The sequence below is a fragment of the Bradyrhizobium sp. USDA 4486 genome, assembly GCF_054057995.1.
The window spans coordinates 7,222,501-7,248,783 of sequence record NZ_JBSRZV010000001.1 but is presented as its reverse complement, the minus strand read 5'-3'; the positions used below and the strand labels follow the sequence as shown (position 1 = coordinate 7,248,783).

General features: G+C 64.3%; 24 protein-coding genes and 1 pseudogene (1 of these 25 only partly in view). 11 read left to right on the top strand and 14 right to left on the bottom strand.

Annotated elements, in window-relative coordinates:
* Positions 1–37: 37 nt before the first annotated feature.
* The 4 genes from htpG to ACVWY3_RS34235 all read right to left on the bottom strand — a co-directional run bounded on the left by htpG (position 38) and on the right by ACVWY3_RS34235 (position 4,271).
* Complete coding sequence (gene htpG / locus ACVWY3_RS34250) at positions 38–1,912, bottom strand: molecular chaperone HtpG (RefSeq protein WP_456842394.1); 1,875 nt, start codon at positions 1,910–1,912, stop codon at positions 38–40.
* 108 nt (positions 1,913–2,020) lie between these two features.
* Positions 2,021–2,443 (bottom strand): hypothetical protein, encoded by a 423-nt coding sequence (locus tag ACVWY3_RS34245; protein WP_456842393.1) that lies wholly within the window; start codon positions 2,441–2,443, stop codon positions 2,021–2,023.
* 267 nt (positions 2,444–2,710) lie between these two features.
* Positions 2,711–3,310 carry a nuclear transport factor 2 family protein gene (locus ACVWY3_RS34240; protein ID WP_456842392.1) on the bottom strand — a complete coding sequence of 200 codons (600 nt, stop codon included), beginning with the start codon at positions 3,308–3,310 and terminating at the stop codon, positions 2,711–2,713.
* Positions 3,311–3,464: 154 nt separating this feature from the next.
* Entirely contained in the window at positions 3,465–4,271 is an 807-nt protein-coding gene (locus ACVWY3_RS34235) for a response regulator (RefSeq protein WP_027562863.1), read from the bottom strand.
* 231 nt (positions 4,272–4,502) lie between these two features.
* Between ACVWY3_RS34235 and ACVWY3_RS34230 the strand changes: the two genes are divergently transcribed.
* Both ACVWY3_RS34230 and ACVWY3_RS34225 read left to right on the top strand, forming a co-directional pair.
* On the top strand, positions 4,503–4,739 hold the full coding sequence (locus tag ACVWY3_RS34230) for a NepR family anti-sigma factor (RefSeq protein ID WP_235541012.1): 237 nt from the start codon (positions 4,503–4,505) through the stop codon (positions 4,737–4,739).
* The gene (locus ACVWY3_RS34225) at positions 4,739–5,287 is read left to right on the top strand and encodes a sigma-70 family RNA polymerase sigma factor (protein WP_018316216.1); all 549 of its coding nucleotides are present in this window, start codon (positions 4,739–4,741) and stop codon (positions 5,285–5,287) included. Before ACVWY3_RS34230 ends, ACVWY3_RS34225 begins: the two co-directional genes overlap by 1 nt.
* 92 nt (positions 5,288–5,379) lie before the next feature.
* Here ACVWY3_RS34225 and ACVWY3_RS34220 read toward each other — a convergent pair whose 3' ends face one another.
* The 8 genes from ACVWY3_RS34220 to ACVWY3_RS34185 all read right to left on the bottom strand — a co-directional run bounded on the left by ACVWY3_RS34220 (position 5,380) and on the right by ACVWY3_RS34185 (position 14,586).
* Complete coding sequence (locus tag ACVWY3_RS34220) at positions 5,380–6,078, bottom strand: nitroreductase (protein WP_456842391.1); 699 nt, start codon at positions 6,076–6,078, stop codon at positions 5,380–5,382.
* Positions 6,079–6,212: 134 nt separating this feature from the next.
* Positions 6,213–7,457 carry an acyl-CoA dehydrogenase gene (locus ACVWY3_RS34215; RefSeq protein ID WP_456842390.1) on the bottom strand — a complete coding sequence of 415 codons (1,245 nt, stop codon included), beginning with the start codon at positions 7,455–7,457 and terminating at the stop codon, positions 6,213–6,215.
* Positions 7,458–7,573: 116 nt separating this feature from the next.
* On the bottom strand, positions 7,574–8,818 hold the full coding sequence (locus tag ACVWY3_RS34210; protein ID WP_456842389.1) for an acyl-CoA dehydrogenase: 1,245 nt from the start codon (positions 8,816–8,818) through the stop codon (positions 7,574–7,576).
* A gap of 147 nt (positions 8,819–8,965) precedes the next feature.
* The gene (locus ACVWY3_RS34205) at positions 8,966–10,093 is read right to left on the bottom strand and encodes an acyl-CoA dehydrogenase family protein (RefSeq protein ID WP_456843526.1); all 1,128 of its coding nucleotides are present in this window, start codon (positions 10,091–10,093) and stop codon (positions 8,966–8,968) included.
* A gap of 151 nt (positions 10,094–10,244) precedes the next feature.
* Entirely contained in the window at positions 10,245–12,116 is a 1,872-nt protein-coding gene (locus ACVWY3_RS34200) for an AMP-binding protein (RefSeq protein ID WP_456842388.1), read from the bottom strand.
* 43 nt (positions 12,117–12,159) lie between these two features.
* Complete coding sequence (locus tag ACVWY3_RS34195) at positions 12,160–12,966, bottom strand: enoyl-CoA hydratase/isomerase family protein (protein WP_456842387.1); 807 nt, start codon at positions 12,964–12,966, stop codon at positions 12,160–12,162.
* A gap of 215 nt (positions 12,967–13,181) precedes the next feature.
* Positions 13,182–13,940 (bottom strand): SDR family NAD(P)-dependent oxidoreductase, encoded by a 759-nt coding sequence (locus tag ACVWY3_RS34190; protein WP_456842386.1) that lies wholly within the window; start codon positions 13,938–13,940, stop codon positions 13,182–13,184.
* 67 nt (positions 13,941–14,007) lie between these two features.
* Positions 14,008–14,586 carry a TetR family transcriptional regulator gene (locus tag ACVWY3_RS34185; protein WP_456842385.1) on the bottom strand — a complete coding sequence of 193 codons (579 nt, stop codon included), beginning with the start codon at positions 14,584–14,586 and terminating at the stop codon, positions 14,008–14,010.
* 233 nt (positions 14,587–14,819) lie between these two features.
* Between ACVWY3_RS34185 and ACVWY3_RS34180 the strand changes: the two genes are divergently transcribed.
* Both ACVWY3_RS34180 and ACVWY3_RS34175 read left to right on the top strand, forming a co-directional pair.
* Entirely contained in the window at positions 14,820–15,992 is a 1,173-nt protein-coding gene (locus ACVWY3_RS34180) for an acetyl-CoA C-acetyltransferase (RefSeq protein ID WP_456842384.1), read from the top strand.
* Positions 15,993–16,148: 156 nt separating this feature from the next.
* The gene (locus ACVWY3_RS34175) at positions 16,149–17,693 is read left to right on the top strand and encodes an acyl-CoA synthetase (RefSeq protein WP_456842383.1); all 1,545 of its coding nucleotides are present in this window, start codon (positions 16,149–16,151) and stop codon (positions 17,691–17,693) included.
* A gap of 3 nt (positions 17,694–17,696) precedes the next feature.
* On the opposite strand, the gene ACVWY3_RS34170 is transcribed toward ACVWY3_RS34175, so the two are convergent.
* Positions 17,697–18,239, bottom strand: a complete 543-nt coding sequence (locus ACVWY3_RS34170; protein ID WP_456842382.1) for a methylated-DNA--[protein]-cysteine S-methyltransferase — start codon at positions 18,237–18,239, stop codon at positions 17,697–17,699.
* A 140-nt stretch (positions 18,240–18,379) separates the two neighbouring features.
* Between ACVWY3_RS34170 and ACVWY3_RS34165 the strand changes: the two are divergent.
* The 7 genes and pseudogenes from ACVWY3_RS34165 to ACVWY3_RS34135 all read left to right on the top strand — a co-directional run.
* A pseudogene (locus ACVWY3_RS34165) lies at positions 18,380–19,108 on the top strand (alpha/beta fold hydrolase); the annotation flags it as partial.
* 93 nt (positions 19,109–19,201) lie between these two features.
* The gene (locus ACVWY3_RS34160) at positions 19,202–20,014 is read left to right on the top strand and encodes an alpha/beta fold hydrolase (RefSeq protein WP_456843525.1); all 813 of its coding nucleotides are present in this window, start codon (positions 19,202–19,204) and stop codon (positions 20,012–20,014) included.
* A gap of 279 nt (positions 20,015–20,293) precedes the next feature.
* Positions 20,294–20,971: a GntR family transcriptional regulator gene (locus ACVWY3_RS34155; protein WP_456842381.1), complete on the top strand. Its 678-nt coding sequence runs from the start codon at positions 20,294–20,296 to the stop codon at positions 20,969–20,971.
* A 120-nt stretch (positions 20,972–21,091) separates the two neighbouring features.
* Positions 21,092–21,892, top strand: coding sequence for a phytanoyl-CoA dioxygenase family protein (locus tag ACVWY3_RS34150; RefSeq protein WP_456842380.1), 801 nt, complete (start codon positions 21,092–21,094; stop codon positions 21,890–21,892).
* Positions 21,893–22,048: 156 nt separating this feature from the next.
* Entirely contained in the window at positions 22,049–23,362 is a 1,314-nt protein-coding gene (locus ACVWY3_RS34145; protein WP_456842379.1) for an NAD(P)H-dependent oxidoreductase, read from the top strand.
* Between the two features lie 180 nt (positions 23,363–23,542).
* Complete coding sequence (locus tag ACVWY3_RS34140) at positions 23,543–24,631, top strand: TRAP transporter substrate-binding protein (protein WP_456842378.1); 1,089 nt, start codon at positions 23,543–23,545, stop codon at positions 24,629–24,631.
* Positions 24,632–25,002: 371 nt separating this feature from the next.
* Positions 25,003–25,584 carry a dienelactone hydrolase family protein gene (locus ACVWY3_RS34135; RefSeq protein ID WP_456842377.1) on the top strand — a complete coding sequence of 194 codons (582 nt, stop codon included), beginning with the start codon at positions 25,003–25,005 and terminating at the stop codon, positions 25,582–25,584.
* Between the two features lie 378 nt (positions 25,585–25,962).
* Here the strand turns inward: ACVWY3_RS34135 and ACVWY3_RS34130 are convergent, their stop codons facing one another.
* On the bottom strand, positions 25,963–26,283 hold the 3' portion of the coding sequence (locus ACVWY3_RS34130) for a hypothetical protein (protein WP_456842376.1). 276 nt of this gene lie beyond the right edge of the window; only the last 321 of its 597 coding nucleotides appear in the window; the start codon falls outside the window, past its right edge; its stop codon occupies positions 25,963–25,965.

Genomic DNA, 26,283 nt, shown 5'->3' with positions numbered 1-26,283 from the left:
TCGCTTTGCCCACCCTACGAGGTCTGCATGCGTGGCGTCAGCCCAGCCCCTGCAGCACCAGCCGGTTCAGCCTTGCCGCAAACGCTGCCGGGTCCTCCGGCAGCTCGCCGTCCAGGATTTGCGCCTGCTCGAGCAGGAGCAGGCTGAGGTCATCGACCGTCTTGGAGCCGGCCTGCGCCTTGGTGATCGCGCTCACCATGGGATGGCGCAGGTTGATTTCGAGAATCGGCTTGGTGCGCATGCCGCGGTTCTGCTGCGAGAGGATGCGCTCGAGCTCGCGGCTGGGGCCTTGGCTGTCGGCGACGAGGCAGCAGGCGGAGCTGGTCAGGCGCGTCGAGGCCTTGACGTCGCTGACGCGCTCGCCGAGCGCGGCCTTGATCACCGCGATGGTGGCGGCTTCGTCCGCCTCGGGCTCGTCCTTCTTCACCTCGTCCGCCGCGTCGACGCGCGGGATCAGGTCGAGATTGAGATCGCCCTGGCTCAACGACTTCAAAGGCTTGCCGTCGAATTCCGTCGGCATCGAGGTCCAGAACGCGTCGACCGGATCGGACAGCAGCAGCACCTCGATGCCGCGCGCGGTCGCAGCTTCCAGCCGCGGGTTGGACTTCAGCCGCTCGATGCTGTCGCCGACGAGATAGTAGATCTCGGTCTGGTTCGGCTTGAAATCGGCAACGACTTGCTTCAGCGACCGCTTCTCGCCCGAGGTCGTGGTGAAGCGCGACAGCGACAGCAGTTTCTCGCGGCGCTCGAAATCCTCGTAGATGCCTTCCTTCAGCACCGGGCCGAAGGCGTCCCAGATCTTCGCAAAGTTCTCCGGGTCCTTGTCGGCAAGGCCTTCGAGCTCGGACACGACGCGGGTCGCGACCGCCTTGCGGATCTGTGCGAGCTGCGGATTGTTCTGCAGCATCTCGCGCGAGATGTTGAGCGGAAGATCCTCACTGTCCACGACGCCACGGATGAAGCGCAGATAGCCCGGCAAAAGGTCAGCGTCGTCGGTGATGAAGACGCGGCGAACGTAGAGCTTCACCCGGCCCTTGCGGTTCGGCTCGAACAGGTCGAACGGTTTTGTCGATGGCGCGAACAGCAGCACGGCGTAGGAGTAGCGGCCCTCGGCGCGGTAGTGCAGCGTCATCGCGGGATCGTCGAAGGCGGAGGCGATCTGTTGATAGGCCTTCTTGTAGTCCTCCGCCGTCAGCTCGGATTTCGGGCGCTGCCACAGCGCGCTCGCTGAATTGATCTGGCGCGGCTCGCCCTGCTCCGGCACCAGCTCGATCGGGAACAGGATGTTGTCGGAATAGGCGCTGACGATACGTTCGATCTCGTAAGTCTCGAGATATTTCTTCGCGTCCTCCTTCAGGTGCAGGACGATCTCGGTGCCCCGCGCCACACGCGCCGCGTCTTCGTCGCCGGCCCGCGCGATCTCGAAGCCGGAGCCGCCGGAGGACGTCCAGGTCCAGACATCGCTCTCGCCGGCGCGGCGGCTGATCACGACGATCCTGGTGGCAACCATGAAAGCGGAATAGAAGCCGACGCCGAACTGGCCGATCAGGCCGAGACCGTCCTTGGCTTCCTTCAGCTTCGACACGAAAGCCTTGGTGCCGGAGCGGGCGATGGTGCCGAGATGGTCGATCAGCTCCTGCCGCTCCATGCCGATGCCGTTGTCGGCGATCGTGAGCGTTCCGGCCGTCTTGTTGGGGATGATGCGGATCTTGAGCCCGTCGCCCTCGCCCAGAAGCGTGGGACTTGCGATCGCCTCATAGCGCAGCTTGTCGCAGGCGTCCGATGCGTTGGAGACGAGCTCGCGCAGGAAGATGTCGGTCTCCGAATAGACGGAATGCACCATGAGGTGCAACAGCTCAGAAACCTCGGCCTGGAAGGGCTGCGTATGCACAGCCGTATCTGACGTCGTCATGCGATTACCCGGTCAATCAAAAAGGGAAAGCCGGGATATAGCGCGACCGGAGAGCGGATCAAGAGGATGTGAGCGCCGCTAGAACACCGGTCCTTCGGCCAGGCGTGATCAGGTCACGCAGCGACCGGGCTGGAGCAGCCTTGCGACCTCGGTCAGCGAACTGACCATCGGCTCGCAGGCGATCGTCGGCTTGGGGCGTCCCTGCTTCTGGCCCTTGTCCTTGAGCAGCACCGGCGGCGGCTTGGCATTGCCGGTCTCGATCACTGCGGGGACCCGCAACAGCACCGACGTATCGGCAAGGTCGTTCAGCCGCATCGACACGGTGCGGGTGGGAACCGGGGCCGGCTTGATCTCGGCGAGGCGGTCGGCCTTGCTGGCGCGATTGACGTTGTGGCCCGGCTTGTCGGCAACCGCCTGCCAGCGGTCGGCCAGATCGTGGCCGGAGGCCAGCTGCACCGCGCCGACCTGGACCGCACCGAGCGTCGCAGCAATTGCGACGGCGCCCAAAAATATCTTTTGGATCTGTGACATGGCTAAATATCCCTCGCCCCATGGCGATCGCGGGAACAACGCGACGAAAGGACCGGGAGTTCTCAGCCGTTAAGATCACTTAACCGTGTGCGCAAATCACCGCAGGCGGCACAAAAAATTTTGCAACCGACTGGAACGACTTTCGTGCCCGGGAGTCGTCTCAGCAGCCGGCTATTCCCCCCTGCCCCATAAGCCGGCGACGTAGGGCGCGACTGTGGTGATGCCAGTCGCGCCTTACTTTTGTCTGGGGCTCACTTTTGCTTCAAGTTATTTGGCCCTTCCCGCCAGCCACTCCCGCCCCTCGGAATAAAGCTTCTCGACCTCGGGCCCGATCAGGCCGGGCATGTCGCGCTTGACCTTGTAGCCGATCAGCTCCTGCATGTAGGCGAGGTGGCGGTAGCCGTCGGGCAGGGCGGCGAGCGCCTGCTGGTCGAGGCGGAGGGACGCGGCGGGATCGACCGGGTCGATGCGGTCCTTCTCATAGATCGGCTGGCGGCGGACGATGCCCCATTGGCCCTTTCGCTTCTCCAGAAAATCGTAGAAGCGGCCAGTGCAGACGACATCGCAGAGCACGTCATGGACCAGGGCCCGCTGCGAGATCGTCATCTTGGTTTGAGCGATCGCGCGCTCGCCGGCGAGATCAATGCTGCTGCCGCCGAGGAAATGCAGGATGCGCACGCCCCTGGCAAAACCCTCCTGGCTGACGCGCATGAAGTCCCGTGCCGGTCCCTGAAACCAGGTCGCCGACATCCAGCCCTCCTCGTGCCAGACCGTGGCAAAGCGCTCCCAATCACCGGCATCGCGCCACACCGCCCAGTTCTCGACGAGGTCGCGGATGGCGAGGCGATCGAGCAGCTGCTGGTCCATGAGCACATCTCCGATAGGGATCAATGCCGAGGTATGGGCGCCGAACTCAATCCCCGTCAAGCTGGCAACGGGCATGAAAAATCCGGCGTGCCTTGCAGCTCGCCGGATCAAATCACTTCGCGAAATCGCGTGTTGTCAAGCCGCCGGCGCCTTGTTACGCCGCCGGCGCCTTCGGCGTGCGGTTGCGAGAGTTGCGCTGGAAGAACAGCGCCTGGCTTGCCACCGCCGAGACCATGGCCGGCTGGAACGGCTTCGAGATCAGGAACGCCGGCTCGGGACGCTCGCCGGTGAGGAAGCGCTCCGGGTAGGCGGTGATGAACACCACCGGCACCTCGAAGGTGCGCAGCAGCTCGTTGACGGCGTCGAGGCCCGACGAGCCGTCGGCGAGCTGGATATCGGCGAGGATCAGGCCCGGCCGCTTGTTCTTGGCCAGCGCCACCGCATCGGCATGGGTGCGCGCGACGCCGACGACGTTGTGGCCGAGATTCTTCACCAGGCTCTCGAGGTCCATGGCGATGAAGGTCTCGTCTTCGATGATCAGTACGTCGGTGGCGATCTCGGCCGCCATCTCGCGTCCGGCGGCATCCGCCAGCCGCCGCGTCTCGCCGACGTCGGTGCCGAGGATGTAGGCGACTTCCTCTTCCGAAAATCCCTCGAGCGAGAGCAGCAGGAAGGCCTGCCGCGGCAGCGGCGTGATATTCGACAGCCGCCGCTCCGGCGGCATCGGCAGCGTCGTCACCTCGGCATCATCGTTGACGGAGACGGAATTCCAGATCTGGGTGAACAGCCGGAACAGACCGGCGCGCGGCCCATGACTCTCGTCGAGCACCGACGGATCCCCCAGCATGGCTTCCAACATGGCTGCGACATAGGCGTCACCGGAGGCCTGGCTGCCCGTCAGGGCGCGTGCGTAGCGGCGCAGCAGCGGCAGGTGTTCAGCAACAAGCTGTGAACGGGACATCCCCACTCCATTCATCTTCGGGCCAGCCTTGAGATCCAACCCTGAGGTCAGGCGATACGCGGGGGGCCCGGGTTCCCCTGCTGGGCTGTTTACGCATCAAGCCAATAAAAGTTCCGCAAGGCGCGGAACTTTTTATCTCACGTCGCATTGTGCCTATCCAGGGAACGGCTCCCGGTTGAGAAAACTTCTCTATTTTACAGTCACTTAACTCGGGGAAACGTGGAACAGGTCATGAAAGATCTCAAATCTCAAGCCAGCAAAAGCACGACCCCCGGCAAGGGAGGGCTCACTCCGGAGATCCAGTCCCGGATCGGGCATCAGCTCCGCGCCATGTACGACGACGTCGTGCGGCAAGGGGTTCCCGACCGGTTCGCGGAGCTCATCAAGAAGCTTGATGCGCCGGGAGGCGGATCCCACGATGAGAATGTTGCTGGGGGCTCCAACGACAACAACAATGGGAGGGATTAATGCCTCTCACGGACTCCCTGCGTAACGACATCCTGGCGGCCGTGCCTAGTCTGCGTGCGTTCGCCATCTCGCTCAGCGGCAATGCGGACCGCGCCGACGATTTGGTGCAGGAGACACTGCTGCGCGCACTCGCCAACATCGACTCGTTTCAGCCCGGCTCGAATCTGCCGGCGTGGCTGTTCACGATCCTGCGCAACTTGTTCCGCTCCGACTATCGCAAACGGCGGCGCGAGGTTGAGGATGCCGAGGGCAATTACGCCAAGACGCTGAAGACGCAGCCATCGCAGAACGCGCATCTCGAGTTCGAGGAGTTCCGCACCGCGCTCGACAAGCTTCCGCAGGACCAGCGCGAAGCCTTGATCCTGGTCGGCGCCTCGGGCTTCTCGTACGAGGACGCGGCTTCGATCTGCGGCTGCGCGGTCGGCACCATCAAGAGCCGCGTCAATCGCGCGCGCTCCAAGCTCGCCGCGCTGCTCTATGTCGACGGTGCCGAAGATTTCGGCCCCGACGAGACCGTGCGGGCCGTGATCGGCGGCAGCGGCGGCTAGCGGCCCGCGTCAATCGGACCAATCGACAGCTGCAAAGGCGGCCGTTTCTGCGGCCGCCTTTCCGCGCGTCCGCGCAGCGGATTGCCACTCGATCATTCCTCGACGAATGTCACCGTGTCCGCCACGCTCGCGCGCGAAGTGCGGTAGCTGTTGATCTTGTGGGCGCTGTCTGCGTAGCCGAACGAGATGCCGCAGACGACGCGGCGGTCGTCTGGCAGATTGAAATGGCGGCGGATCAGGCCGGAGTGGCGCGCCAGCGCCGCCTGCGGAATGGTGCCGAGCCCGAGCGCCTGCGCGGCCAGCATGAAGTTCGAGACATAAGCCCCGCAATCGATCGCGCCGTAGATGCCGAGCGGCTCGTTGGTGTGGATGATAGCCACATGCGGCGCGCCGAAGAAATTGTAGTTTTCCAGCGCCTGCTTTGCGTAAGCCATCTTGTCGCCGCGGGCGATGCCGAGCGTGTTGTAGAGCTGGAAGCCGCTCTCGCGGCGGCGCTCCAGATAGACCCCGACATATTCGCGCGGCGGAGTGAAATCGTAGTCGTCGCCGAGGCCTTTTGAGGCCTCCGCGTAGATCGCCTTGCGAAAGCGCTCTTTGGCCTCGCCGCTGGCGATGATGACCTGCCAGGGCTGGCTGTTGCACCAGGACGCGGTACGCTGCGCCGTTGTCAAGACATGCTCGATGGTGGCGCGGTCGACTTCCCTGGAGAGGAAAGCGCGGACGGAGTAGCGCTCCTTGAGGAGCTCTTCGAGCACGCCGATGCGGTCGTTTTGTTTCACCTGTGCGTCCATGGATCAGCTCGCGCTCTTCTCGGGTGGGCAAAGGCGCACCGCGCCCTGCCCACGGACAGACTTACTCCGGCGCATCCGGATATGGTGAGCACGCTTCGCTTTGCCCACCCTATGAGATACCGCAGGAGGTAACATCACCGCCCCTTGGTCGGGATCTTGTTGTACGGCACGTCCTTGTCGACGCGGATGTCGCCGGGCAGGCCCAGCACGCGTTCCGCGATGATGTTGCGCAATATCTCGTCAGTGCCGCCGGCGATGCGCATCGACGGCGAGGACAACAGCATCTGCTGGAACTGGCCCTGCACCGTCTCCTCGTCGGTGCCGGTGAGGACGCCGGCCGCGCCTTGCAAGTCCATGGCGTAGGTCGCGATGTCCTGCAGCATCATGCCCGACACCAGCTTGCCGATCGAATTCTCCGGCCCCGGCCGCTCGCCCTTCGAGAGGGCCGAGATCGTACGGTAGCTGGTGTATTTCAGCCCGCTCGATTTCGCCGCCCAGCTTGCGAGCTTCGAGCGCACGGCGGGATCATCGATCGCGAGACCATCATCCAGCATCAGGTTCGAGCAGAACTCGAACATCTCAGGGACACCGGTCGCAAGCCGCGCGCCGATCGACATGCGCTCGTTCATCAGCGTCGTCAGCGACACGCTCCAGCCCTCGCCGACGGCGCCGAGACGCTGGCTGTCCGGAATGACGACGTCGGTGAAATAGACCTCGTTGAACTCCTGCATGCCGTTGGCCTGCTTGATCGGCCGCACCTCGACGCCGGGGCTCTTCATGTCCAGGAAGAACATCGTGAGGCCCTTGTGCTTGGGCACATTCGGGTCGGTGCGCGCGATCAACAGGCCATAGTCGGAATAATGCGCGCCGGAGGTCCAGATCTTCTGGCCGTTGACGACCCAATTGTCGCCCTTCTTCTCCGCGCGGGTGCGGAGCCCTGCGACGTCGGAGCCGGCGGACGGCTCGGAGAACAGCTGGCACCAGATCTCCTCGCCTGAGGCGAGTTTTGGCAAATAGCGGCGCTTGGCCTCCTCGCTGCCGAACGCCATCACGGTCGGGCCGCACATGCCCTCACCGATCTGGAACGGCTGCGTCAGCTTGCCGTAGACGCCCTCTTCCTGCTGCCAGATCACGCGCTCGATCGGCGTGGCGCCCCGGCCGCCATACTCCTTCGGCCAGTGCAGGCAGGCCCAATTGCCCTCGAACTTCTTCTTCTGCCAGGCCTTGCCGACATCGACGATGTCGTGCTTGGCAAGCCGGATGCGCCCGAGCGAGGATTTTGACAGCTCGGCATGCAGCTCCTTCGGCGCATTGGCCTCGACCCATCTGCGTGCGGTCTCGCGGAAGGCGGCTTCCTGCGGGGTGTCGTCGAAATTCATGGCGGCCTCTCTCTTCCTGTCATGCCGGGACGCCCGAAGGGCGAACCCGGAATCCAGAGGTTAGTTGCTCATTTCGAGATTCCGGGTTCGGCCTTCGAGCCGCCCCGGAATGACGGTTAATTCCTTCCCTTGGTCGGGATCTTGTTGAACGGCACGTCCTTGTCGACCCGGATGTCGCCGGGCAGGCCCAGCACCCGCTCGGCGATGATGTTGCGCATGATCTCGTCGGTGCCGCCTTCGACGCGGGTGCCCGGCGCGCGCAGCAGCATCGCCTGGAAGCGGCCGGCGAGCTCGGCATCCTCGCCGCTGAGGACGCCGGCGGCGCCCTGCAGATCCAGTGCGTAGGTCGCGACGTCCTGGATCATCGAGCCCGCCACCAACTTGCCGATGGAGTTTTCGGGCCCCGGCCGCTCGCCTTTCGACAGCGCCGAGATCGCGCGCATGCTGGTGTATTTCAGCCCGCTCGCCTTCACCGCCCAGTTGGCGAGTTTCGAGCGCACCGCGCGATCCTCGATCGCCGGGCCGTGGTCGAGCATCAGATTGGAGCAATATTCGAACAGCTCGGGGAAGCCGGTCGACACGGCCGCACCGATCGCGCTGCGCTCGTTCATCAGCGTGGTCAGCGAGACGTTCCAGCCGTCGCCGACCTCGCCGAGGCGTTGATGATCGGGAATGCGGACATTGGTGAAATAGACCTCGTTGAAGTCGGACGCGCCGCTCGCCTGCTTGATCGGCCGCACCTCGACGCCAGGGCTCTTCATGTCGAGGAAAAACATGGTGAGGCCCTTGTGCTTGGGCACGGTCGGATCGGTACGGGTCAGGAGGATGCCGTAATCGGAGTAGTGCGCGCCCGAGGTCCAGATCTTCTGGCCGTTGATGATCCAGTCGTCGCCATCCTTCTCCGCGCGCGTTCGAAGCCCTGCGACATCCGAGCCGCCGGCAGGCTCGGAGAATAGCTGACACCAGACCTTTTCGCCGGAGGCAAGCGGCGGCAAATAAGTGCGCTTATGCTCCTCGCGCGCAAACGCCATCATGGTCGGCCCGCACATGCCGTGACCGATGATGAACATGCGCGACAGCTGGCCGAACGGCCCCTCTTCCTGCTGCCAGATCACGCGCTCGATCGGCGAGGCGCCACGACCGCCATATTCCTTCGGCCAGTGCAGGCAGGCCCAGCCGGCGTCGGCCTTCTTCTTCTGCCAGGCTTTTGCGACCTCGAGAATGTCAGCGTTCTTGAGCACAGTGCGGCCGAGCGAAGATTTGCGCAGCTCGTCCTCGTACTGCTTCGGCGCATTGGCTCCGATCCAGGCGCGCGCGGTGGCGCGGAACTGGGCCTCCTGCGGGGTGTCATCGAAGTTCATGGGTCTCTTTCTCTCTTCCGTCATTCCGGCGCGATGCGAAGCATCGAACTATGATGCGCAATTGCGCATCAGGGAATCCAGAGGTTATCGACTCATCTCGAGATCCCGGGTTCGCGCTTCGCGCGCCGCGGAATGACGACAAGGAGTCTACGCCGCGTTCTTCTTCCGCATGCGGTCGACCAGTTGGTCTTCCCAATAGGACATGCTGCCCAAGCCCAACGCCATGGCGTTGGCGCGGCGGTAGTACATGTGGCAGTCGAACTCCCAGGTGAAGCCCATGCCGCCGTGAACCTGGATGTTGTTCTTGGCGCAGTGCTGGAAGGCGTGCGTCGCGCTGATGCGCGCGGCGGCGGCGGCTTCCGGCAACTCGGCCGCGTTGGTCGAGAGCGCCCAGGCGCCGTAATAGCTGTTGGAGCGCGCCAGCGTCGCCGAGACGTACATATCGGCGAGCATGTGCTTGATCGCCTGGAACGAGCCGATCTGGCGGCCGAAGGCGATGCGGTCGAGCGCGTAGTCGCGGCCCATCTCCAGCGCGCGGTCGGCACCACCGACCTGCTCGAAGGCGCAGAGCACCGCGGCGCGGTCGAGCAGCTGAGTCAAAATGCTCCAGCCTTCACCGGCAGCACCGACCGGTTCGGCTTTGCAGTCTTTGAAAATGATCTCCGCCTGCCCGCGAGTCGGATCGAGATTGGTCAGGCTCTTCACCTCGACGCCGCTGGCCTTGAGATCGACGAGGAACAGCGAGATGTCGCCCTCACGCCCGCTCGATCCCGTACGCGCGGCAACCACCGCGAAGTCGGCGATCGCGCCGTCGGCCACCGGCTTCTTGACACCGTTGAGCACGCCGTTCGCGGCCGTCAGCTTGACGTTCTTCGGCGCCGGATTGCCCTTACCCTCGAACAGCGCCAGCGTGCCGATCGCGTCGCCCGAGGCGATCGCGGGCAGCCACTTCTTCTTTTGCGCGTCGTTGCCGGCGATCAGCAGCGCTTCAGCGGCAAGGTACACGGTCGAAGAGAACGGCACCGGCGCATTCGCCCGCCCCATTTCCTCCGCGATCACGCAGAGCTCGAGATGACCGGCGCCCGCGCCGCCGAATTCCTCGGGGATCGCGACGCCGAGAAAACCCATCTCGGCGAGCCCCTTCCACAGCTCCTTGTCGTAGGGCGCCTTGCCGTCGAGCACGACTCGCACGGCCTTCGGCGAGCATTTTTCGGCAAGGAATTTGCGCGCCTGATCGCGAAGCTGCTTCTGGTCGTCGGAGAAGTCGAAGTTCATGGCCGGCTGCCCTTTCACTTGCTGTGATTCCTAGGCGACGCGGAGCGCCGAACCCGGAATCTCGATTTAGTCATCTCTGCATTCTCAGGTGCGCAATTGCGCACCATAGTTCGCGCTACCCGCGTCCCGGAATGACGAATTCACTCCGCACTCATCGCAGCACGATCACATCCTGGTCCGGCTGGTCCGCATAGAGCCGCTCCACCAGGGCCGCGCGGCGTTCCAGGCCGGCGCGCTGGTTGATGTAGCCCTTGTCGGTGAGCTCGTTGCCGTCGATCGAGGGCGGCTCGGCCATCAGCATGGCGCGGGCGATGACGCGGCTGCTGGCGCCCGCGCATTCCCTGTTGTGTGCTTCGAGACCACGCTTGAAGCAGGCGATCACTTCGGGGTGCTTCACCGCGTCCTCGAAGCTGAGGTCGGGATTGCCCACGAGCTGGCGGCACGCATGCAGATTGGGCCAGGCGAGCAAACCAATGGAGCATTGGTCCTGCCCAGCGACCAGCGCATCATGCACGACGGGTGTCGCCGCAGCGATCGCATCGGTACGCAGCGAGCCGACATGCACGAACGTGCCCGTTGTGAGTTTGAAGTCCTCGACCACGCGGCCGGCGAAGATGATGCCCTTCACCGGATCGGCATCGTCGACGAAGATGCCGGCATCGCCGATGCGGTAAAAGCCTTCCTCGTCGAACATCTTCTTGGTCAGGTCCGGCTGGCCGAAATAGCCGGGCGTGACGTTGACGCCGCGCACACGCAGCTCGTATTTCGGGCCGCACGGCACCATCTTCAGTTCGACGCCGGGAAACGGCAGGCCGATCAAGCCGACGCGTTCGGTGTCCCAATAGGTGCCGGTCGAGGTCGGCGCGGTCTCGGTCGAGCCCCAGCCGGTGTAGAACACGATGCGCTCGCCGGTGGCCTTCACGGCGAGGGTCTGCATGCGGTCGTAGAGATCGTCGGGCAGCCGCGCGCCGCCATAGGCCATGATCGACAGGTTCTTGAAAAACGACCGGCAGAGCGCATCGTCCTTCTCCATCGCCGCCGCCAGCGCGGCATAGCCGGCGGGCACGTTGGCGTAATAGGTGGGCGAGATCTCGCGCAGATTCCTGATGGTCTCCTCGAGCTGGCCTGGCATCGGGCGGCCGTCATCGATATACAGCGTGCCGCCATCAACGAGCACCGGATGGAAAGCGGCGTTGCCGCCCATGGTGTGATTCCACGGCATCCAGTCGAGCACGACCGGCAGCGGGCCGCCCGGGAGGCGCGGTCGCACCTGCATCATCATCGCCGCATTGGCGCACATCATGCGCTGCGTGTTGATGACGGACTTGGGCATGCCGGTCGAGCCGGATGTGAACAGCAGCTTGCCGACGGTATCGGGCGTGATCTTCGCGATCGAGTCCTCGACATCCCTGGTCACCGGCGTCGCCGCGAGCTCGGCGAAGCTGACGCTCTTGATGCCGTCGCAGGGCCGCGCGACGTGAACGACGGTGAGGCCGGCGAGATCGAGTGCCTTCAGCGCCTTCTCGAAAGTCGGGCCGTCCTGCACCATCACGACGGCCGGCTTGATCAGGTCGAACAGGTACTTCAGCTTGACGTGATCGTGGCTCATCAGTGAATAGGCCGGCGACACCGGCGCCGCCGGGACGCGCGCCTGCATCGCGGCCTGCGTCATCAGCGCGTGCTCGATCGAGTTGCCGGAGAGGATCGCGACCGGGCGTCCGCCCAACTTGAGATCGAGCAGCGCCTGCGTCAGCGCGTCGACGGTGCGCTTGGCCTCGCCATAGGAGACCTTGCGCCATTCGCGGTTCGCTCCGCCGCGCTGCGCGAGCCAGATGCGCTCGGGCGCTTCCCTGGCCCATTTCGCCAGCGACGCCGGGATGTGCGTCTCGTAAGGCTGCAGCGGAATGCGCGACTTCAGCACCACGGTGCCGTCGGCACGGCGCTCGACATCGATGTCGCGCTTGAGCCACTCGACCTTGCGAAAGGCGGGCTTCGTCATCACCGCCGCCGCACTTCCACTCATTTTGCGTCTCCCGGAATTATAGTCCTTTGCGGATCTTCGTCGTTCAGCGCTTGATATAGACAGGCTTTCGCTTCTCAAGGAAGGCCCTGATGCCTTCCGAAAATTCCTCGGAGCGGCTGCACAGGACCTGGTTGCGATCCTCCATCGCGATCGCCGCCTCCAGCGATCCCGCATCGACGCTCATATTGAGACATTCTTTCGACAGGCGCAGCCCCACGGGCGAGGCCATCATCATGGCATCGACATAAGGCTCGGCCGCTGCATCGAGCTTGTCCTCGTCGACGACCTCCGAGACGAGCCCGACCGCGAGCGCGCGCTCGGCGCCGATGAAGCGTCCGGTGAGGATCAGCTCGGACGCGACGGAAACGCCGACGAGCCGCGGCAAAAAATAGCTGGTGCCGATGTCGCAGCCGCCAAGGCCAAGCTTGATGAAAGCGCAGTTCATTCGCGCCGATTTCGTCGCGATGCGGATGTCGGAGGCGAGCGCCAGCGCAAAGCCGCCGCCGGCCGCGGCGCCCTGCAGCAGCGAGATGATCGGCTGCGGGCAGCGCCGCATCAGCATCACGATGTCGGCGATGCGCCGCTGCGAGTCCAATGACTCCGTGACACCGGGCGGCTCCTGCTGCCCGGCCCGGCGCGCCATCGCGGCCTTGAGGTCGAGGCCGGCGCAGAAATTCTTACCGGCGCCCTTGAACACCACGACGCGCGTGTCGCGATTGCGCTGCAGGCCCTGGAAATAGGAATTGAGCGCATCGATCAGCGCCGGATCGAGCGCGTTGAGACGGTCAGGACGATTGAGCGTCACCCGGTCGACGCCGTCGTCGTGCTCGATCAGCAGCGGTTGGGACATGGGGCCTCGCACTTTCTTGCCACACGGAGACCGTCTCTCACCCTCCCCTGGAGGGGGAGGGTCGGCTCACATTGCGCGCAGCGAAATGTGAGCCGGTGTGGGGTGACGGTCTCTCCACTTGAGATGCTGCCCGTCTGGAGAGATCACCCCACCCCGCTCGCGCTTCGCGCAATCGACCCTCGCCCTCCAGGGGAGGGTAAGGAGCGGCAACCGCCCTACCGCGGCGCCATGCGGATGGCGCCGTCGAGCCGGATGGTCTCGCCGTTCAGCATCGCATTCTCCACGATGTGCACCGCCAGCGCGCCGTATTCCTTGGCATCGCCGAGGCGCGAGGGATGCGGCACCTGGGCGCCCAGGCTCTTGCGGGCTTCTTCGTTGAGGCCCATCAGCAGTGGCGTGAAGAACAGGCCGGGCGCGATGGTGTTGACGCGGATCTTCTGGCTGGCGAGGTCGCGCGCGGCCGGCAAGGTCAGGCCAACAACGCCGCCCTTCGACGCCGAATAGGCGATCTGGCCGATCTGGCCTTCGTAAGCGGCAACGGAGGCGGTGTTGATGATGACGCCGCGCTCCTCACCGACCGGCTCGATGGTGACCAGGCGCTCGGCGAACAGCCGCAGGCAGTTGAAGGTGCCGATCAGATTGACGTTGATGATGCGTGCGAACTTTTCGAGGGGATAGACGCCGTCGCGGCCGACGATGCGCTGCGAGCCGCCGATGCCGGCGCAGTTCATCAGCACGCGGGCAACGCCGTGCGCGGCTTCCGCTTTGGCGATCGCGGCCTTGATCTGCTCCTCGCTGGTGACGTCGGCGTGCAGCGCGACGCCCTTCACTTCGGCGGCGACCTTCTCGGCGTTCTCCTTGTTCTGGTCGATCACGCCGATCTTGGCGCCCTTGGCCACCATGGCGCGGGCGGTCGCTTCACCGAGACCCGAGCCCCCACCGGTGATGAGAACGGCTACGCCTTTCAATTCCATCGCTTGTACCTTTCCTCTACCTTTTCCTTGGGCGTTTCTTCTCTGGACTCTGAGAGTGATGGCCGGATTATCCGGCAGCAGCGGCTTTCTCGGCTTGCGCGAGGATGCCGCCGCAGATCAGCGTTTCCATGTGCTTGATGTATTGCCGGCAGACGTCGTCGGTGACCGGGCCGACGCCGGTCGCGCGAGACATCGCATGCCGGCCGAAGAACAGGTGATCGCAGGCGCCGATCAAGCTGGTGTAGAACAGCACCGGATCGGTGACGCGGAATTCGCCGCTCGTCTCGCCTTCGGCGAGCAGGCGGCGGTGGAAATCCAGCAGCGGCGCCACGAAGAACTTCGAAACTTCGTCGGCGGAGCCGGCGGCGCTCTCATGCAGCAGATAGTGGATCAGTCGGTTCATGTACGGGAACCGGTAATAGGCGCGGATGATGCCGGCGATATGTAGCTTCAGCTTTGCCGTCGGCGTGATCGGCTGCGCCAGGAGATATTCGAGGTTGGACAGCTCGGTGGCGGCGTTGCGCTCGAGCAGCGCCAGCAAGAGGCCGTCCTTATTACCGAAATGATATTTCACCAATGCGGCGTTGGCGCCCGATTTCTGGGCGATGTCGGAGAGTGAGATCTCGATCGAGGAGCGTTCGATCATCAGCTCGCTCGCGGCCACGAGCAATTTCTCTGCCGTGGAATTTTTCCCGCTCGGAAGCCGGTTCGGTACGCTGTTCGTCACGGAGATCCCTGTTCTCGCGCGTGAAGCCGGCCGCAGATAAGCCGATGCAGCGCCTCTTCACAAGAGTTAATTGATCGATTGACTAAACGATATCCGACCCCTTAAATCCGTTCTCGACAACAACCCAATCAAGAATCCAGGGAGAAACCGACATGGCCGAGGCTTACATCGTCGCCGCCGCACGTACCGCGGGCGGGCGCAAGGGGGGCCGCCTCGCCGGCTGGCATCCGGCCGATCTCGCCGCAAAGGTGCTGGACGAGCTGGTCGATCGCACCAAGGTAGATCCCGCCCTGGTCGAGGACGTGATCATGGGCTGCGTGATGCAGGTCGGCGAGCAGTCCAATAACATTGCGCGCAACGCGATCATGGCGTCAAAGCTGCCGGAGAGCGTGCCGGGCACCTCGATCGACCGCCAGTGCGGCTCCTCGCAGCAGGCGCTGCACTTCGCGGCGCAGGCCGTGATGTCCGGCACGATGGACGTAGTGATCGCGGCGGGCGTGGAATCGATGACGCGGGTGCCGATGGGCCTGTCCTCGCAGCTCGCCGCCAAGAACGGCTTTGGCCACTACAAGAGCCCGGGCATCGAGGCGAAGTATCCGAACATCGTGTTCAGCCAGTTCACCGGCGCCGAGATGATGGCCGAGAAGTACGGCCTGTCGAAGGATGACCTCGACGAATATTCGTACCAGAGCCATCAGCGCGCGATCGCAGCGACGCAGGCCGGCCATTTCAAGAAGGAGATCGTGCCGATCGAGATCACCCGCGCCGACGGCAGCAAGGACACCCATCACGTCGACGAAGGCATCCGCTTCGACGTCACCCTCGACGGCATCAAGGGCGTCAAGCTGATTGCCGAGAATGGCAAGCTGACTGCGGCCAGCGCCAGCCAGATCTGCGACGGCGCCTCCGGCGTGATGGTCGTGAACGAGCGCGGCCTCAAGCAGCTCGGCGCCACGCCGCTGGCGCGCATCCATCACATGACCATGACCGGCGGCGATCCCGTCATCATGCTCGATGCTCCCCTGCACGCCACCAAGAAGGCGCTGGAGAAGGCCGGCATGACGATCGACGACATCGACTTGTTTGAGGTCAACGAGGCGTTCGCCTCAGTGCCGACCAGCTGGCTCAAGACCACCGGCGCCGATCCGGCGCGCCTCAACGTCAATGGCGGTGCCATCGCGCTCGGGCATCCGCTCGGCGGCTCCGGCACCAAGCTGATGACGACGCTGGTTCACGCCCTGCACCAGCGCGGCAAGCGCTATGGCCTGCAGACCATGTGCGAAGGCGGCGGCATGGCCAACGTGACGATCGTCGAGCGGCTGTAGGCTGCTCTCGTGTGCCGGACGCGCTGCAGCGTGCAACGCTGCTGCGCAGAGCCGGGACCCATGCCCCACAGTGGACCCCGGATCAGCAGCGCACCACTTCGTGCTGCGCTGCGTCCGGGGAACGTCATATCCATTTGCCGGTCTTGAAGCAGCCCCATGACCCATCCGTCCATCCATGCCCGCACGACTCCCGACAAGATCGCCTACCAGATGGCCGGCACCGGCAAGGCGATCACCTATCGCGAGCTCGACGAGCTCTCCAACCAGGGCGCTCAGCTGTTTCGCTCGCTCGGCCTCAAGGCCGGCGACCACATCGCGCTGCTGATGGAAAACCGCCTCGCCTTCATGGAGATCTGCTGGGCGGCACAACGCAGCGGGCTCTATTACACCGCGATCAGCCGTTATCTGAAGCAGGACGAGATCGACTACATCATTGGCGATTGCGGCGCCAAGGTCGTGATCACCACGCCGAAATGCGCCGACCAGATCAAGGGCCTGATCAAGGGGACGCCGAACGAGCCGGTCTTCTACATGATGGACGAGCCCCTACCCGGCTTCCGCTCTTACGACAAGGAAGCAGCCGCGCAGCCGATCACGCCGGTTGCGGACGAGGTCGCCGGCTACGATATGCTGTATTCGTCCGGCACGACCGGACGGCCGAAAGGCGTCAAGAAGGCGTTTGAAGGCAAGGCGATCGACGCGCCGAATCCGCTGCTGAAGGTGCTCTGCGCCGACATGTGCGGCATGAACGCCGAGAGCATCTACCTCTCGCCAGCGCCGCTCTATCACGCTGCGCCCCTGCGCTTCAACATGATGGCAATCGTGCTTGGCGGCACCTCCCTCATCATGGAGCATTTTGACGCGGAAGAGTTCTTGAAGCTGGTCGAGAGATACAAGGTCACCCAATCGCAGCTGGTGCCGACCATGTTCGTGCGCATGCTGAAGCTGCCGGACGAGGTTCGCACCAGATACAATGTCTCGACGCTGAAGGGCGCGATCCACGCCGCCGCGCCCTGCCCCGTCGACGTCAAGGCCAAGATGATCGACTGGTGGGGCCCGATCCTAATCGAGTATTACGCAGGCTCGGAAGGCAACGGCGTCACCGTGTGCAACTCGAAAGAATGGCTCGAGCATCGCGGCAGCGTCGGCCGCGCCGTGGTCGGCAAGATCAAGATCCTGGACGAGAACGACGAGGAGCAGCCAACCGGCGAGATCGGCACGGTCTATTTCGCCGACGCGCCCGCCTTCACCTATCACAACGATCCCGAGAAGACGAAGAAGGCCTATAACGCCAAGGGCTGGTCGACGCTCGGCGACGTCGGCTATCTCGACAAGGACGGCTTTCTGTTCCTCACCGACCGCAAGTCCTACATGATCATCTCCGGCGGCGTGAACGTTTACCCGCAGGAGACCGAGGACGTGCTCATCACCCATCCCGAGGTGGCCGACGTCGCCGTGTTCGGCGTGCCGAACGAGGAGATGGGCGAAGAGGTGAAGGCGGTGGTGCAGCCGCACGACATGACGCGCGCCGGCAAGGAGCTCGAGGCCGACCTGATCGCCTACTGCAAAAGCCGCCTCTCCACGATCAAATGCCCGCGCTCGATCGATTTCGAAGCCGAGCTGCCGCGCACGCCCACGGGCAAGCTGGTGAAGCGGCACTTGCGCGATCGGTATTGGCCGAAGACGGCGGCGAAGATTTAAGCCTCAATCAAACAAACTCGGCGTGTGGTTCACCAGCGCGCCTTCGATTTCGAGCATCTTAAGCTTCGTCACCACGCCGCCATTCGCCGAGAAGCCGCCGGGCTTGTTGCCGGCCGCCAGCACGCGATGGCAGGGCACGACGATTGGGCACGGGTTGCGGCCGAGCGCCTGACCGACATCGCGCGAGAGCTGGACGCCGCCGAGCTGTTTTGCGATGTCGCCATAGGTGATGGTCTTGCCGGGCGGAATCGCGCGGGCGATCTCGTAGACGCCGCGGTTGAATTCGGGCACGCCATCGAGATCGAGCGGAATGTCGGTGAGATCGTCGGGCTCGCCCGCGAGCAGTTTTGTCATGCGGTCGATCGCCTGCTGCACCTCGGCGGTGGGCTCGGCTTCACTGGCGTCAGGATGGCGCTGGCTGATGCGGGTGCGGATCTTCTGCTCGCCGCCCATTGGCAGCTGCGTGCCGTTGATGCCGCGTGGCCCCCAGGCGATGGCACAGAGGCCGATCCTTGTGTCGAACAGGGAAAAATGCTGGTCGGTCATGGCTTGGTTCCTGGCTTGCGTCCTTGTCGCAGGCTCCCACTTTCATCTCTCGCCAAATCTAGGCTTGGAAATAGTTGCGATCCACCCGGTTTCCGGGAATCTTGCACAGGAGTTCCGCCGTCCCCTTTCGCGAGCCCCGAATGCAAAGCCTCCACGTCAACGGATACGACATGCCCTATCTCGACGTGGGCGAAGACAAGGGCCGCGCGCCGCTGGTCTGCGTGCATGGATCGCTGAATGACTTCCGCGTCTGGGGTTGCGTGCTCCGGCCGCTGACGCAGCGGCACCGGGTGATCGCCGTCAGCTTGCGGCACTTCTTTCCCGATCGATGGGACGGCATCGGCGACACCTATTCGATTGCCCAGCATGTCCAAGACGTCATCGCCTTTATCGAGAAACTCGATCTCGGCCCGGTCGATTTGATGGGCCATTCCCGTGGCGGGCACATCTGCTTTCGCGTCGCGCAGCGGCGGCCGGACCTGCTCCGGCGGCTGGTCCTGGCTGAACCCGGCGGCGAGCTCGATGCGAGCCTCGACCCGGACTATGTCGGCGGTCCCTCGCCGCTGCTGGCGCGCTTCACGGCTTCGGCGGAGAAGATCGCAGCGGGCGACGTCGACGGCGGGCTCGCGGTGTTCGTCGACACGCTGGAGGGCGCCGGCACCTGGGCGCGGCTGCCGGCGATGGTGAAGCAGAACCTTCGCGACAATGCCTACACCCTGATCGGCCAGGTCCGCGACAATCGCCCGCCCTTCTCGAAGGCGGATGCGGAATCGATTCTGATGCCGACGCTGTTCATCCTGGGCGCGCGGACCAAGGGTCTGCTGCCGAAGGTGCTGCATGCGCTGGCCGCGCATGTGCCCTATTCCAAGACGGCGATCATCCCGAATGCGACCCACCCGATGTTCGAGCAGGCGCCGCAGAAATACTCCGAAATCGTCCCTGGATTTTCTGGCGAGCTGATCATGCAGAGCTTTCGCGTCAACGGTTACGACATGGCCTATCTCGAAGTCGGCCAAGGCCGTCCGCTGGTCTGCGTGCACGGCACGTTAGGCGATTTCCGAACCTGGTATTCGGTGCTCGGGCCGCTGTCGAAGAAGCATCGGGTGATCTCGGTGAGCCTGCGGCATTTCTTTCCCGAGCATTGGGACGCCGTCGGCGACGACTACAAGATGGCGCAGCATGTTGCCGACACCATCGCGCTCATTGAGCAAGTCAAACCCGGACCGGTCGATCTGATGGGCCATTCGCGCGGCGGCCATATCGCGTTTCGCGTGGCGCAAGCGCGGCCTGATCTGTTGCGAAAGCTGGTGCTCGCCGAGCCCGGCGGCGATCTCGACGCCAGCCTGCCGCTGCCGGAGGGCACGCCCGCGCATCCGCCGCTCGCTGCGAAGACGATACGCTCGGCCGAGATGATCCGCGCCGGCGACATCGAGGGCGCGCTGCAAAATTTCTATGAAGGCATCGAGGGCGACGGCTCCTGGCGTCGCGTGCCGGCGGCCGCAAAACAGCAGCTACGCGACAACGCGCTGACCTTCCGCGGCCAGATCAACGAGCAGCGCCAGCCCTACACGCTCAGCGACGCGCAGGCGATCAGGACGCCGACACTGCTGATCGGCGGCGGGGCAACCACGGGGAGCCTGTCGGTGATCTGGCGCGTGCTGGCCGAGCACATTGCAGGCGCCCAGGCGGCGGTGATCCCCAATGCCGGCCACTGGATGTTCGAGCAGGCGCCGCTGGAGTTCGGCGAGGTGGTGAACAGGTTTCTGTCGGACTGAGCGCTCATCCTCGGCGACCAGCTGCGCATCGCGCTGCGTGTCGCGTTCAGCGGCGACCGTATTCCCGCGATCGAGGCTCTGGCCGATGCGGAGCGGATTGCGGCGCTCGACGTGGAGGTGCTGGAACCCTGAACCGGCTCACTGCCGCGAAAACAACCCCATGCACAGTAGACCACTCCCAATAAAATCAACGGTTTAGGACACCATTGACGCCGTCCTCTCCCCTGGAGTACATTGGAATGCGGAATTCCGTATTCCCTTTTGCTCGGAGCTGCCGGCGTGATCCCTCTCGACCCGCTCCCGAACCTGATCGACCAGGTCTATGCCCGGATCCTGGAGGCGATCTCCGACCGCACGCTTCAACCTGGCCAGCGCATCCGTCAGAACGAGCTCGCCGACAAGCTCGGCGTCTCGCGCCAGCCGGTGTCCCATGCGCTGCATCTGCTGCACCGGCAGGGCCTCGTTGCCGAGAGCGGCAAGCGCGGCTTTGAAGTCACGCAGCTCGATCCCTCCCGCATCCGCCAGCTCTACGAGGTGCGCGGCGCCATCGACGCGCTCGCCGCGCGCCTTGCGGCGGAGCGCGCAGGCACCGACGCGGCGGGACGCGCGCGGCTGGACGCGGCGCTCGCAGCCGGACGGAGCATCGACCGCAACACGCCGCTCGCCGAGCTCATCTCGCTCGACGTCGATTTTCACCGCGCCATCTATCAGCTCGCCGGCAATCCCGTGATCGAGGAGACCATTGCGCCGCAATGGCCGCATATGCGCCGCTCGATGGCGACGGTGCTGTCGGAGCTCGACTATCGCGGCAGCGCCTGGGCCGAGCATGCCGACATCGCAAAACACATTCTCGCGGGCGAGGCGAAGGCCGCCGAGTGTGCGGCGCTGGCGCATGCGCAGACGGCGGGTCGGATGACTGAGGAGAGATTGCGGGCGACGGACGAGGCGGCGGCGTAGCTATCTGCGCGCCGTCATTCCGGGCGCGCGAAAGCGCGACCCGGAATCTCGAGGTTCCGGGTTCGGTCCTACGGACCGCCCCGGAACGACAACAAAAATCAATTCAACAGGAGGACGACCATGAAACTGTCTCAGGAGCAATTGGAGTTCTTCCAGCGCGAGGGCTGGCTGTTTCTCCCCGAGCTCTTCAGCCAGGAAGAGGTCGACCTGCTCGCGCGGGAGGCCGTCGGTATCTACGACGCCAACCGGCCCGAGATCTGGCGCGAGAAGAGCGGCGCGCCGCGCACGGCCTTTGCCGCGCATCTCTACAACGAGGCGTTCGGAATCCTCGGCGCACATCCGCGCATGATCGAGCCGGTCGAGCAGGTGTTCGGCGAGCCCGTCTACATGCACCAGTTCAAGATCAACGCGAAATCGGCCTTCACCGGCGACGTCTGGCAGTGGCACCAGGATTACGGCACCTGGAAGCGCGACGACGGCATGCCGGAGCCGCGAGCCATGAACATCGCGATCTTCCTCGACGAGGTGATGCCGATCAACGGCCCCCTGATGCTGGTGCCGCGCAGCCAGAATGCCGGCGATCTCGAAGCTTCGCACGACCTCGCCACCACTTCCTATCCGCTATGGACGCTGGACGAGGACACCGTGACGCGTCTCGTCAAGCAGGGCGGCATCGTCGCGCCCACCGGCAAGCCCGGCGGCATGCTGATGTTCCACGGCAATCTCGTGCATGGCTCGAGTGGCAACATCACCCCCTACCCGCGCAAGATCGTGTACCTGACGCTGAACGCGGTCTCGAACTACATCCGCACACCGACGCGACCGGAGTACATCGCGCATCGCGATTTCACGCCGATCAAGACAGTGGACGACGATGCGCTGCTGCGGCTGGCACGGGCGCCGCGGCAGGCGGCGGAGTAAACAGGTCTCGTGCCCCGGACGCAGCGCAGCACGTCAGTGATGCGCTGCTGAGCCGGGGCCCAGGCCACGCAGATAGTTTTTCTTTGGGTCCCGGCTCTGCGGAGCGGCACTTGGCGCCGCACCGCGTCCGGGACACGATAATTGATCGGTAGCCCCATGAACCTCTTCCGCCTCCTCCAGGCCCGCGCGGCCGCCGGCAAACCCGTCCGTGTCGCGCTGATCGGCGCCGGCAAATTCGGCTCGATGTTTCTGGCGCAGGTGCCGCACACGCCGGGGCTGGAAGTCCCCATCATCGTCGATATCGACCGCGAGCGCGCGCGCGAGGCATGCCGCACCGTCGGCTGGGATGCCGAGCGCATCGTCAGGACCGTCTTCACCGATGACGGCGCCCGCGCCATTGACGGCGGTGCGATGGATGTGGTGGTAGAAGCGACCGGCAATCCCGCGATCGGCATCAAGCATGCGCGCGCCGCGATCGCGGCGGGCAAGCATGTCGTGATGGTCAACGTCGAGGCCGACGTGCTGGCGGGGCCCTTGCTTGCCGAGGAAGCGCGGAAAGCCGGTGTCGTCTATTCGCTCGCGTATGGCGACCAGCCGGCGCTGACAGCGGAGATGGTCGACTGGGCCCGCGCCACCGGCTTTCACGTCGTTGCCGCGGGCAAAGGCACGAAATACCTGCCCGCCTATCACGATGTCACGCCTGATGGCGTCTGGCAGCATTACGGCCTCACCGCCGGCGAGGCGCAGTCGGCCGGCATGAATCCGCAGATGTTCAACTCCTTCCTCGACGGCACCAAATCGGCGATCGAGATGGCCGCGATCGCCAACGCCTGCGGGCTCGACGTGCCCTCAGGCGGCCTGCTGTTTCCGCCCTGCGGCGTCGACGACCTGCCGCATGTCATGCGGCCCAGCGACAAGGGCGGCGTGCTGGAAAGCTCCGGCGTGGTGGAGGTGGTATCGTCGCTCGAGCGCGACGGCCGGCCGGTGTTTCGCGATCTGCGCTGGGGCGTCTATGTCGTGCTGGAGGCGCCGAACGACTATGCGGCGGATTGTTTCAGGCAATACGGCCTGAAGACCGATACCAGCGGGCGGTACGCTGCCATGTACAAGCCCTATCATCTGATCGGGCTCGAGCTGAACATCTCGATCCTGTCGGCTGCGCTGCGCAATGAGCCGACCGGGCAGCCCTACGGCTTCCGCGGCGACGTCGCGGCGGTCGCCAAGCGTGTCTTGCGCGCCGGCGAGATGCTGGACGGCGAAGGCGGCTACACGGTGTGGGGCAAGCTGGTGCCGGCGGCCGCCAGCCTGAGGGCCGGCGCGCTGCCGATCGGCCTCGCGCATCGGGTGAAGCTGAGGCGTGACGTCGCGCATGGCGCGGTGGTGCGCTGGAGCGACGTGGAGTTCGACGCGAACAACGAGACGGTGAAGGTTCGAAAGGCGATGGAAGCGGCGTTCGCAGCGCAACATTGAACGGCCGTGCCGGGACACGACCAAAGAGCGCTTGCTTTGCGCACCCCCTTTGGCCATCCTGATCGCGATCCGGAAAACCAAGATTTCGGACACAACGTCGGCTGCCCGGCGAAGACCAAAGCGGCACCAAGATCGCGATCCCTCGTCGAGGACTCGACAGCAGAGAGAGAGGGGAAGCGCATGGAACGTCGTAAATTCCTGACGGCGGGCGGATTGGGCCTTGCCGCGAGTGCTGTTGCCGCACCAGCCGTTGCACAATCGATGCCGGAGGTCAGATGGCGACTCGCCGCGAGCTGGCCGAAGGCGCTCGACACGCTCTATGGCGGCTGCGAATATTTCTGCAAGCGCGTCGCCGAGGTCACGGACAACAGATTCCAGATCCAACCGTTCGCGTCCGGAGAGATCGTCCCGGGGCTGCAGGTGCTGGATGCGGTGTCCAACGGCACCGTCGAGATGGGCAACACCGCGCTGTATTACTACTGGGGCAAGAATCCCGCCTTCACCTTCGGCACGGCACTGCCGTTCGGTCTCAACACGCGCCAGCACATCTCCTGGCTGCAATGGGGCGGCGGACAGGATCTGCTCAACGCCCTCTTGAAGGAACACAACGCGATCGGCATTCCAACCGGCTCGACCGGCGCTCAGATGGGCGGCTGGTTCCGGAAGGAGATCAAGTCGATGGCCGATCTGCAAGGCCTGAAATTCCGCGTCGGCGGCTTCGCCGGCACGATCATCGCCAAGGTCGGCGGCGTGCCGCAGCAAATCGCGGGCGGCGACATCTATCCGGCGCTGGAGAAGGGCACCATCGATGCCGCCGAATGGGTCGGCCCTTATGACGACGAGAAGCTCGGCTTCGTGAAGGTGGCGAAGTTCTATTATTATCCGGGCTGGTGGGAAGGCACCGGCCAGGGCCACAACATCATGAACCTGGACAAGTGGAACGCGCTGCCGAAGCACTACCAGGCCGCGATCGAGTGCGCCTCGCGCGACACCTTCACCTGGGTGACGGGCAAGTATGATGCGGTCAACCCGCCGGCGCTGAAGCGGCTGCTGGTCGCCGGCGCGGTCCTCAAACCCTTCCCGCAGGAAGTGCTGGAGGGCTGCTACAGCGCTGCGAACGAGATCTACGCAGATCTCTCCAAGAGCAACCCGCATTTCGGCAAGATGCATGCGAGCCTCGCCGCCTACCGCAACGAGTCGCTGGCCTGGATGCAGGTCGCGGAGCTGAGCTTCGACAGCTTCATGATGCGGATGCGGACGAGGACGTAGTCGCGCCCCGCTGCAAGCAGCGAAGCGACGAAAGCCCCGGAGATCACTCCGGGGCCTTTTGCCTTTCAGAAGGCGTCGAACGTTCGCGCTGGCGCATGATGGCCAGGACGTAAACTGGCCAGACATGACGGCCGAGGCGTGATGGCCGAGAGCCGAGCCGCAAACCGTCGCCCCCGCGCGCGTGATGAAGTCGGGGCTCGATCGATGGACCGAGGTTCACATCTCCTCTGCGCGAGAGGCGATGCAAGCTCTGGACGCGCATCACCTCAACTGAAATTCATTTGCGCGGCAACGTGCGCACGTTGCTGACAGCGAGACGATGCGTTAGGCAGATTGAACGATCCGCTTGATCATCCCGTTTGGAGCTCCGCATGGCCGAGGTCCTGCTGTTTCACCACGCGCTGGGGTTGACCCAGGGGGTGCGCGCGTTTGCGGATGATTTGCGGGCGGGCGGCCATACCGTGCATACGCCGGACCTCTTCGACGGACGCATTTTTCGTAGCATCGAGGAGGGTCTCGCCTACATCGGCGAGATCGGGTTCGACCAAATGCGCGAGCGCGGCGTCCACGCCGCCGACGAACTGCCGTCCGAGCTGGTCTACGCGGGGTTCTCGTTCGGTGTGCTGCCGGCGCAGAAGCTTGCGCAGACACGGCCCGGGACCCGCGGAGCCCTGCTCTTCTGCTCTTGCCTGCCGATCAGCGGGCAATGGGCTTTCGGTCCTTGGCCGGACGGCGTCGCTGTGCAAATTCACGGTATGGACAACGATCCGATCTTCGTCGGCGACGGCGACATCGACGCGGCCCGCGAGATTGTGGAGAAGGTCGAGGGCGCGGAGCTTTTCTTGTATCGCGGCGATCAACACTTCTTCGCCGACCGCTCCCTACCGTCATACGAGCCGGATGCGGCCGCGCTGCTGACGGCCCGGGTGCTCGACTTTCTTGGTCGGGTCTGATGCCGGCGATCGTCCCGTCAGGAGGCAGGGCCATCGTATATGACTTGTTGCGGCAGCCTGCGCGCGCCTCGTCCTTCGAGACGGCGCTAAAGCGCGATGAGATCAGGATGAATCGTCATCGCGCTTTAGCTTGTTGTTTACGCATGATCTTTTCGGAAAACCGCTGCGCACTTTTCCGGATCATGCTTTAACGCCTCCTCAGGATGAGGCCAACCAGCGTCAGCGCCTTTGAAACCGTAACCACGCCCTCCGCCCTCATACTGAGGAGCCCGTCTCAAGCGAGCGTCCCGAAGGATGGCCGCAAGGAAAAGCTCTCAAATGCGATAGCATGCGGGAAGAGAGGCGTGGCTCAGGTAAGCAACCGAACGTATCATCCATTCAGTTCTGATCGTCACCCAGCGCTGCGACCAGCTTGTCGTAGTACTTGCCGACCAGATCGATATTGCCCTTGTTCTCGACCTGCGGCGCCGGAGTCTTCAACGCTTCGTTGAGCTCGTCGAGGGCTTCCTTCTTGTCCTTGGCCGGCATCTTCTTGTCGGCCTGGATCTGCGCGATCTGCGCCTTGATGACGGCTTCGGTGCCGACATATTTCTTGGTGGCGGGATCGAAGCCGCCGAGCACCAGGCTGATATTGTCGACGACGTTGTTGTACTCGTCATAGCTGGCAAAGCCGTGCTTCTTGGCGACGCCGTCGAGCTG

Bases quoted from the DNA above. Each gene is read 5' to 3' on its own strand.
- ACVWY3_RS34235 (WP_027562863.1), bottom strand. From the start codon at position 4,271: ATGTCCCGTTCACAGCTTGTTGCTGAACACCTGCCGCTGCTGCGCCGC.
- ACVWY3_RS34230 (WP_235541012.1), top strand. From the start codon at position 4,503: ATGAAAGATCTCAAATCTCAAGCCAGCAAAAGCACGACCCCCGGCAAG.
- ACVWY3_RS34145 (WP_456842379.1), top strand. From the start codon at position 22,049: ATGAACCTCTTCCGCCTCCTCCAGGCCCGCGCGGCCGCCGGCAAACCC.
- ACVWY3_RS34240 (WP_456842392.1), bottom strand. From the start codon at position 3,310: ATGGACCAGCAGCTGCTCGATCGCCTCGCCATCCGCGACCTCGTCGAG.
- ACVWY3_RS34220 (WP_456842391.1), bottom strand. From the start codon at position 6,078: ATGGACGCACAGGTGAAACAAAACGACCGCATCGGCGTGCTCGAAGAG.
- ACVWY3_RS34215 (WP_456842390.1), bottom strand. From the start codon at position 7,457: ATGAATTTCGACGACACCCCGCAGGAAGCCGCCTTCCGCGAGACCGCA.
- ACVWY3_RS34195 (WP_456842387.1), bottom strand. From the start codon at position 12,966: ATGTCCCAACCGCTGCTGATCGAGCACGACGACGGCGTCGACCGGGTG.
- ACVWY3_RS34205 (WP_456843526.1), bottom strand. From the start codon at position 10,093: ATGAACTTCGACTTCTCCGACGACCAGAAGCAGCTTCGCGATCAGGCG.
- ACVWY3_RS34175 (WP_456842383.1), top strand. From the start codon at position 16,149: ATGACCCATCCGTCCATCCATGCCCGCACGACTCCCGACAAGATCGCC.
- htpG (WP_456842394.1), bottom strand. From the start codon at position 1,912: ATGACGACGTCAGATACGGCTGTGCATACGCAGCCCTTCCAGGCCGAG.
- ACVWY3_RS34150 (WP_456842380.1), top strand. From the start codon at position 21,092: ATGAAACTGTCTCAGGAGCAATTGGAGTTCTTCCAGCGCGAGGGCTGG.
- ACVWY3_RS34185 (WP_456842385.1), bottom strand. From the start codon at position 14,586: ATGATCGAACGCTCCTCGATCGAGATCTCACTCTCCGACATCGCCCAG.
- ACVWY3_RS34160 (WP_456843525.1), top strand. From the start codon at position 19,202: ATGCAGAGCTTTCGCGTCAACGGTTACGACATGGCCTATCTCGAAGTC.
- ACVWY3_RS34170 (WP_456842382.1), bottom strand. From the start codon at position 18,239: ATGACCGACCAGCATTTTTCCCTGTTCGACACAAGGATCGGCCTCTGT.
- ACVWY3_RS34180 (WP_456842384.1), top strand. From the start codon at position 14,820: ATGGCCGAGGCTTACATCGTCGCCGCCGCACGTACCGCGGGCGGGCGC.
- ACVWY3_RS34245 (WP_456842393.1), bottom strand. From the start codon at position 2,443: ATGTCACAGATCCAAAAGATATTTTTGGGCGCCGTCGCAATTGCTGCG.
- ACVWY3_RS34210 (WP_456842389.1), bottom strand. From the start codon at position 8,818: ATGAACTTCGATGACACCCCGCAGGAGGCCCAGTTCCGCGCCACCGCG.
- ACVWY3_RS34200 (WP_456842388.1), bottom strand. From the start codon at position 12,116: ATGAGTGGAAGTGCGGCGGCGGTGATGACGAAGCCCGCCTTTCGCAAG.
- ACVWY3_RS34190 (WP_456842386.1), bottom strand. From the start codon at position 13,940: ATGGAATTGAAAGGCGTAGCCGTTCTCATCACCGGTGGGGGCTCGGGT.
- ACVWY3_RS34140 (WP_456842378.1), top strand. From the start codon at position 23,543: ATGGAACGTCGTAAATTCCTGACGGCGGGCGGATTGGGCCTTGCCGCG.
- ACVWY3_RS34135 (WP_456842377.1), top strand. From the start codon at position 25,003: ATGGCCGAGGTCCTGCTGTTTCACCACGCGCTGGGGTTGACCCAGGGG.
- ACVWY3_RS34225 (WP_018316216.1), top strand. From the start codon at position 4,739: ATGCCTCTCACGGACTCCCTGCGTAACGACATCCTGGCGGCCGTGCCT.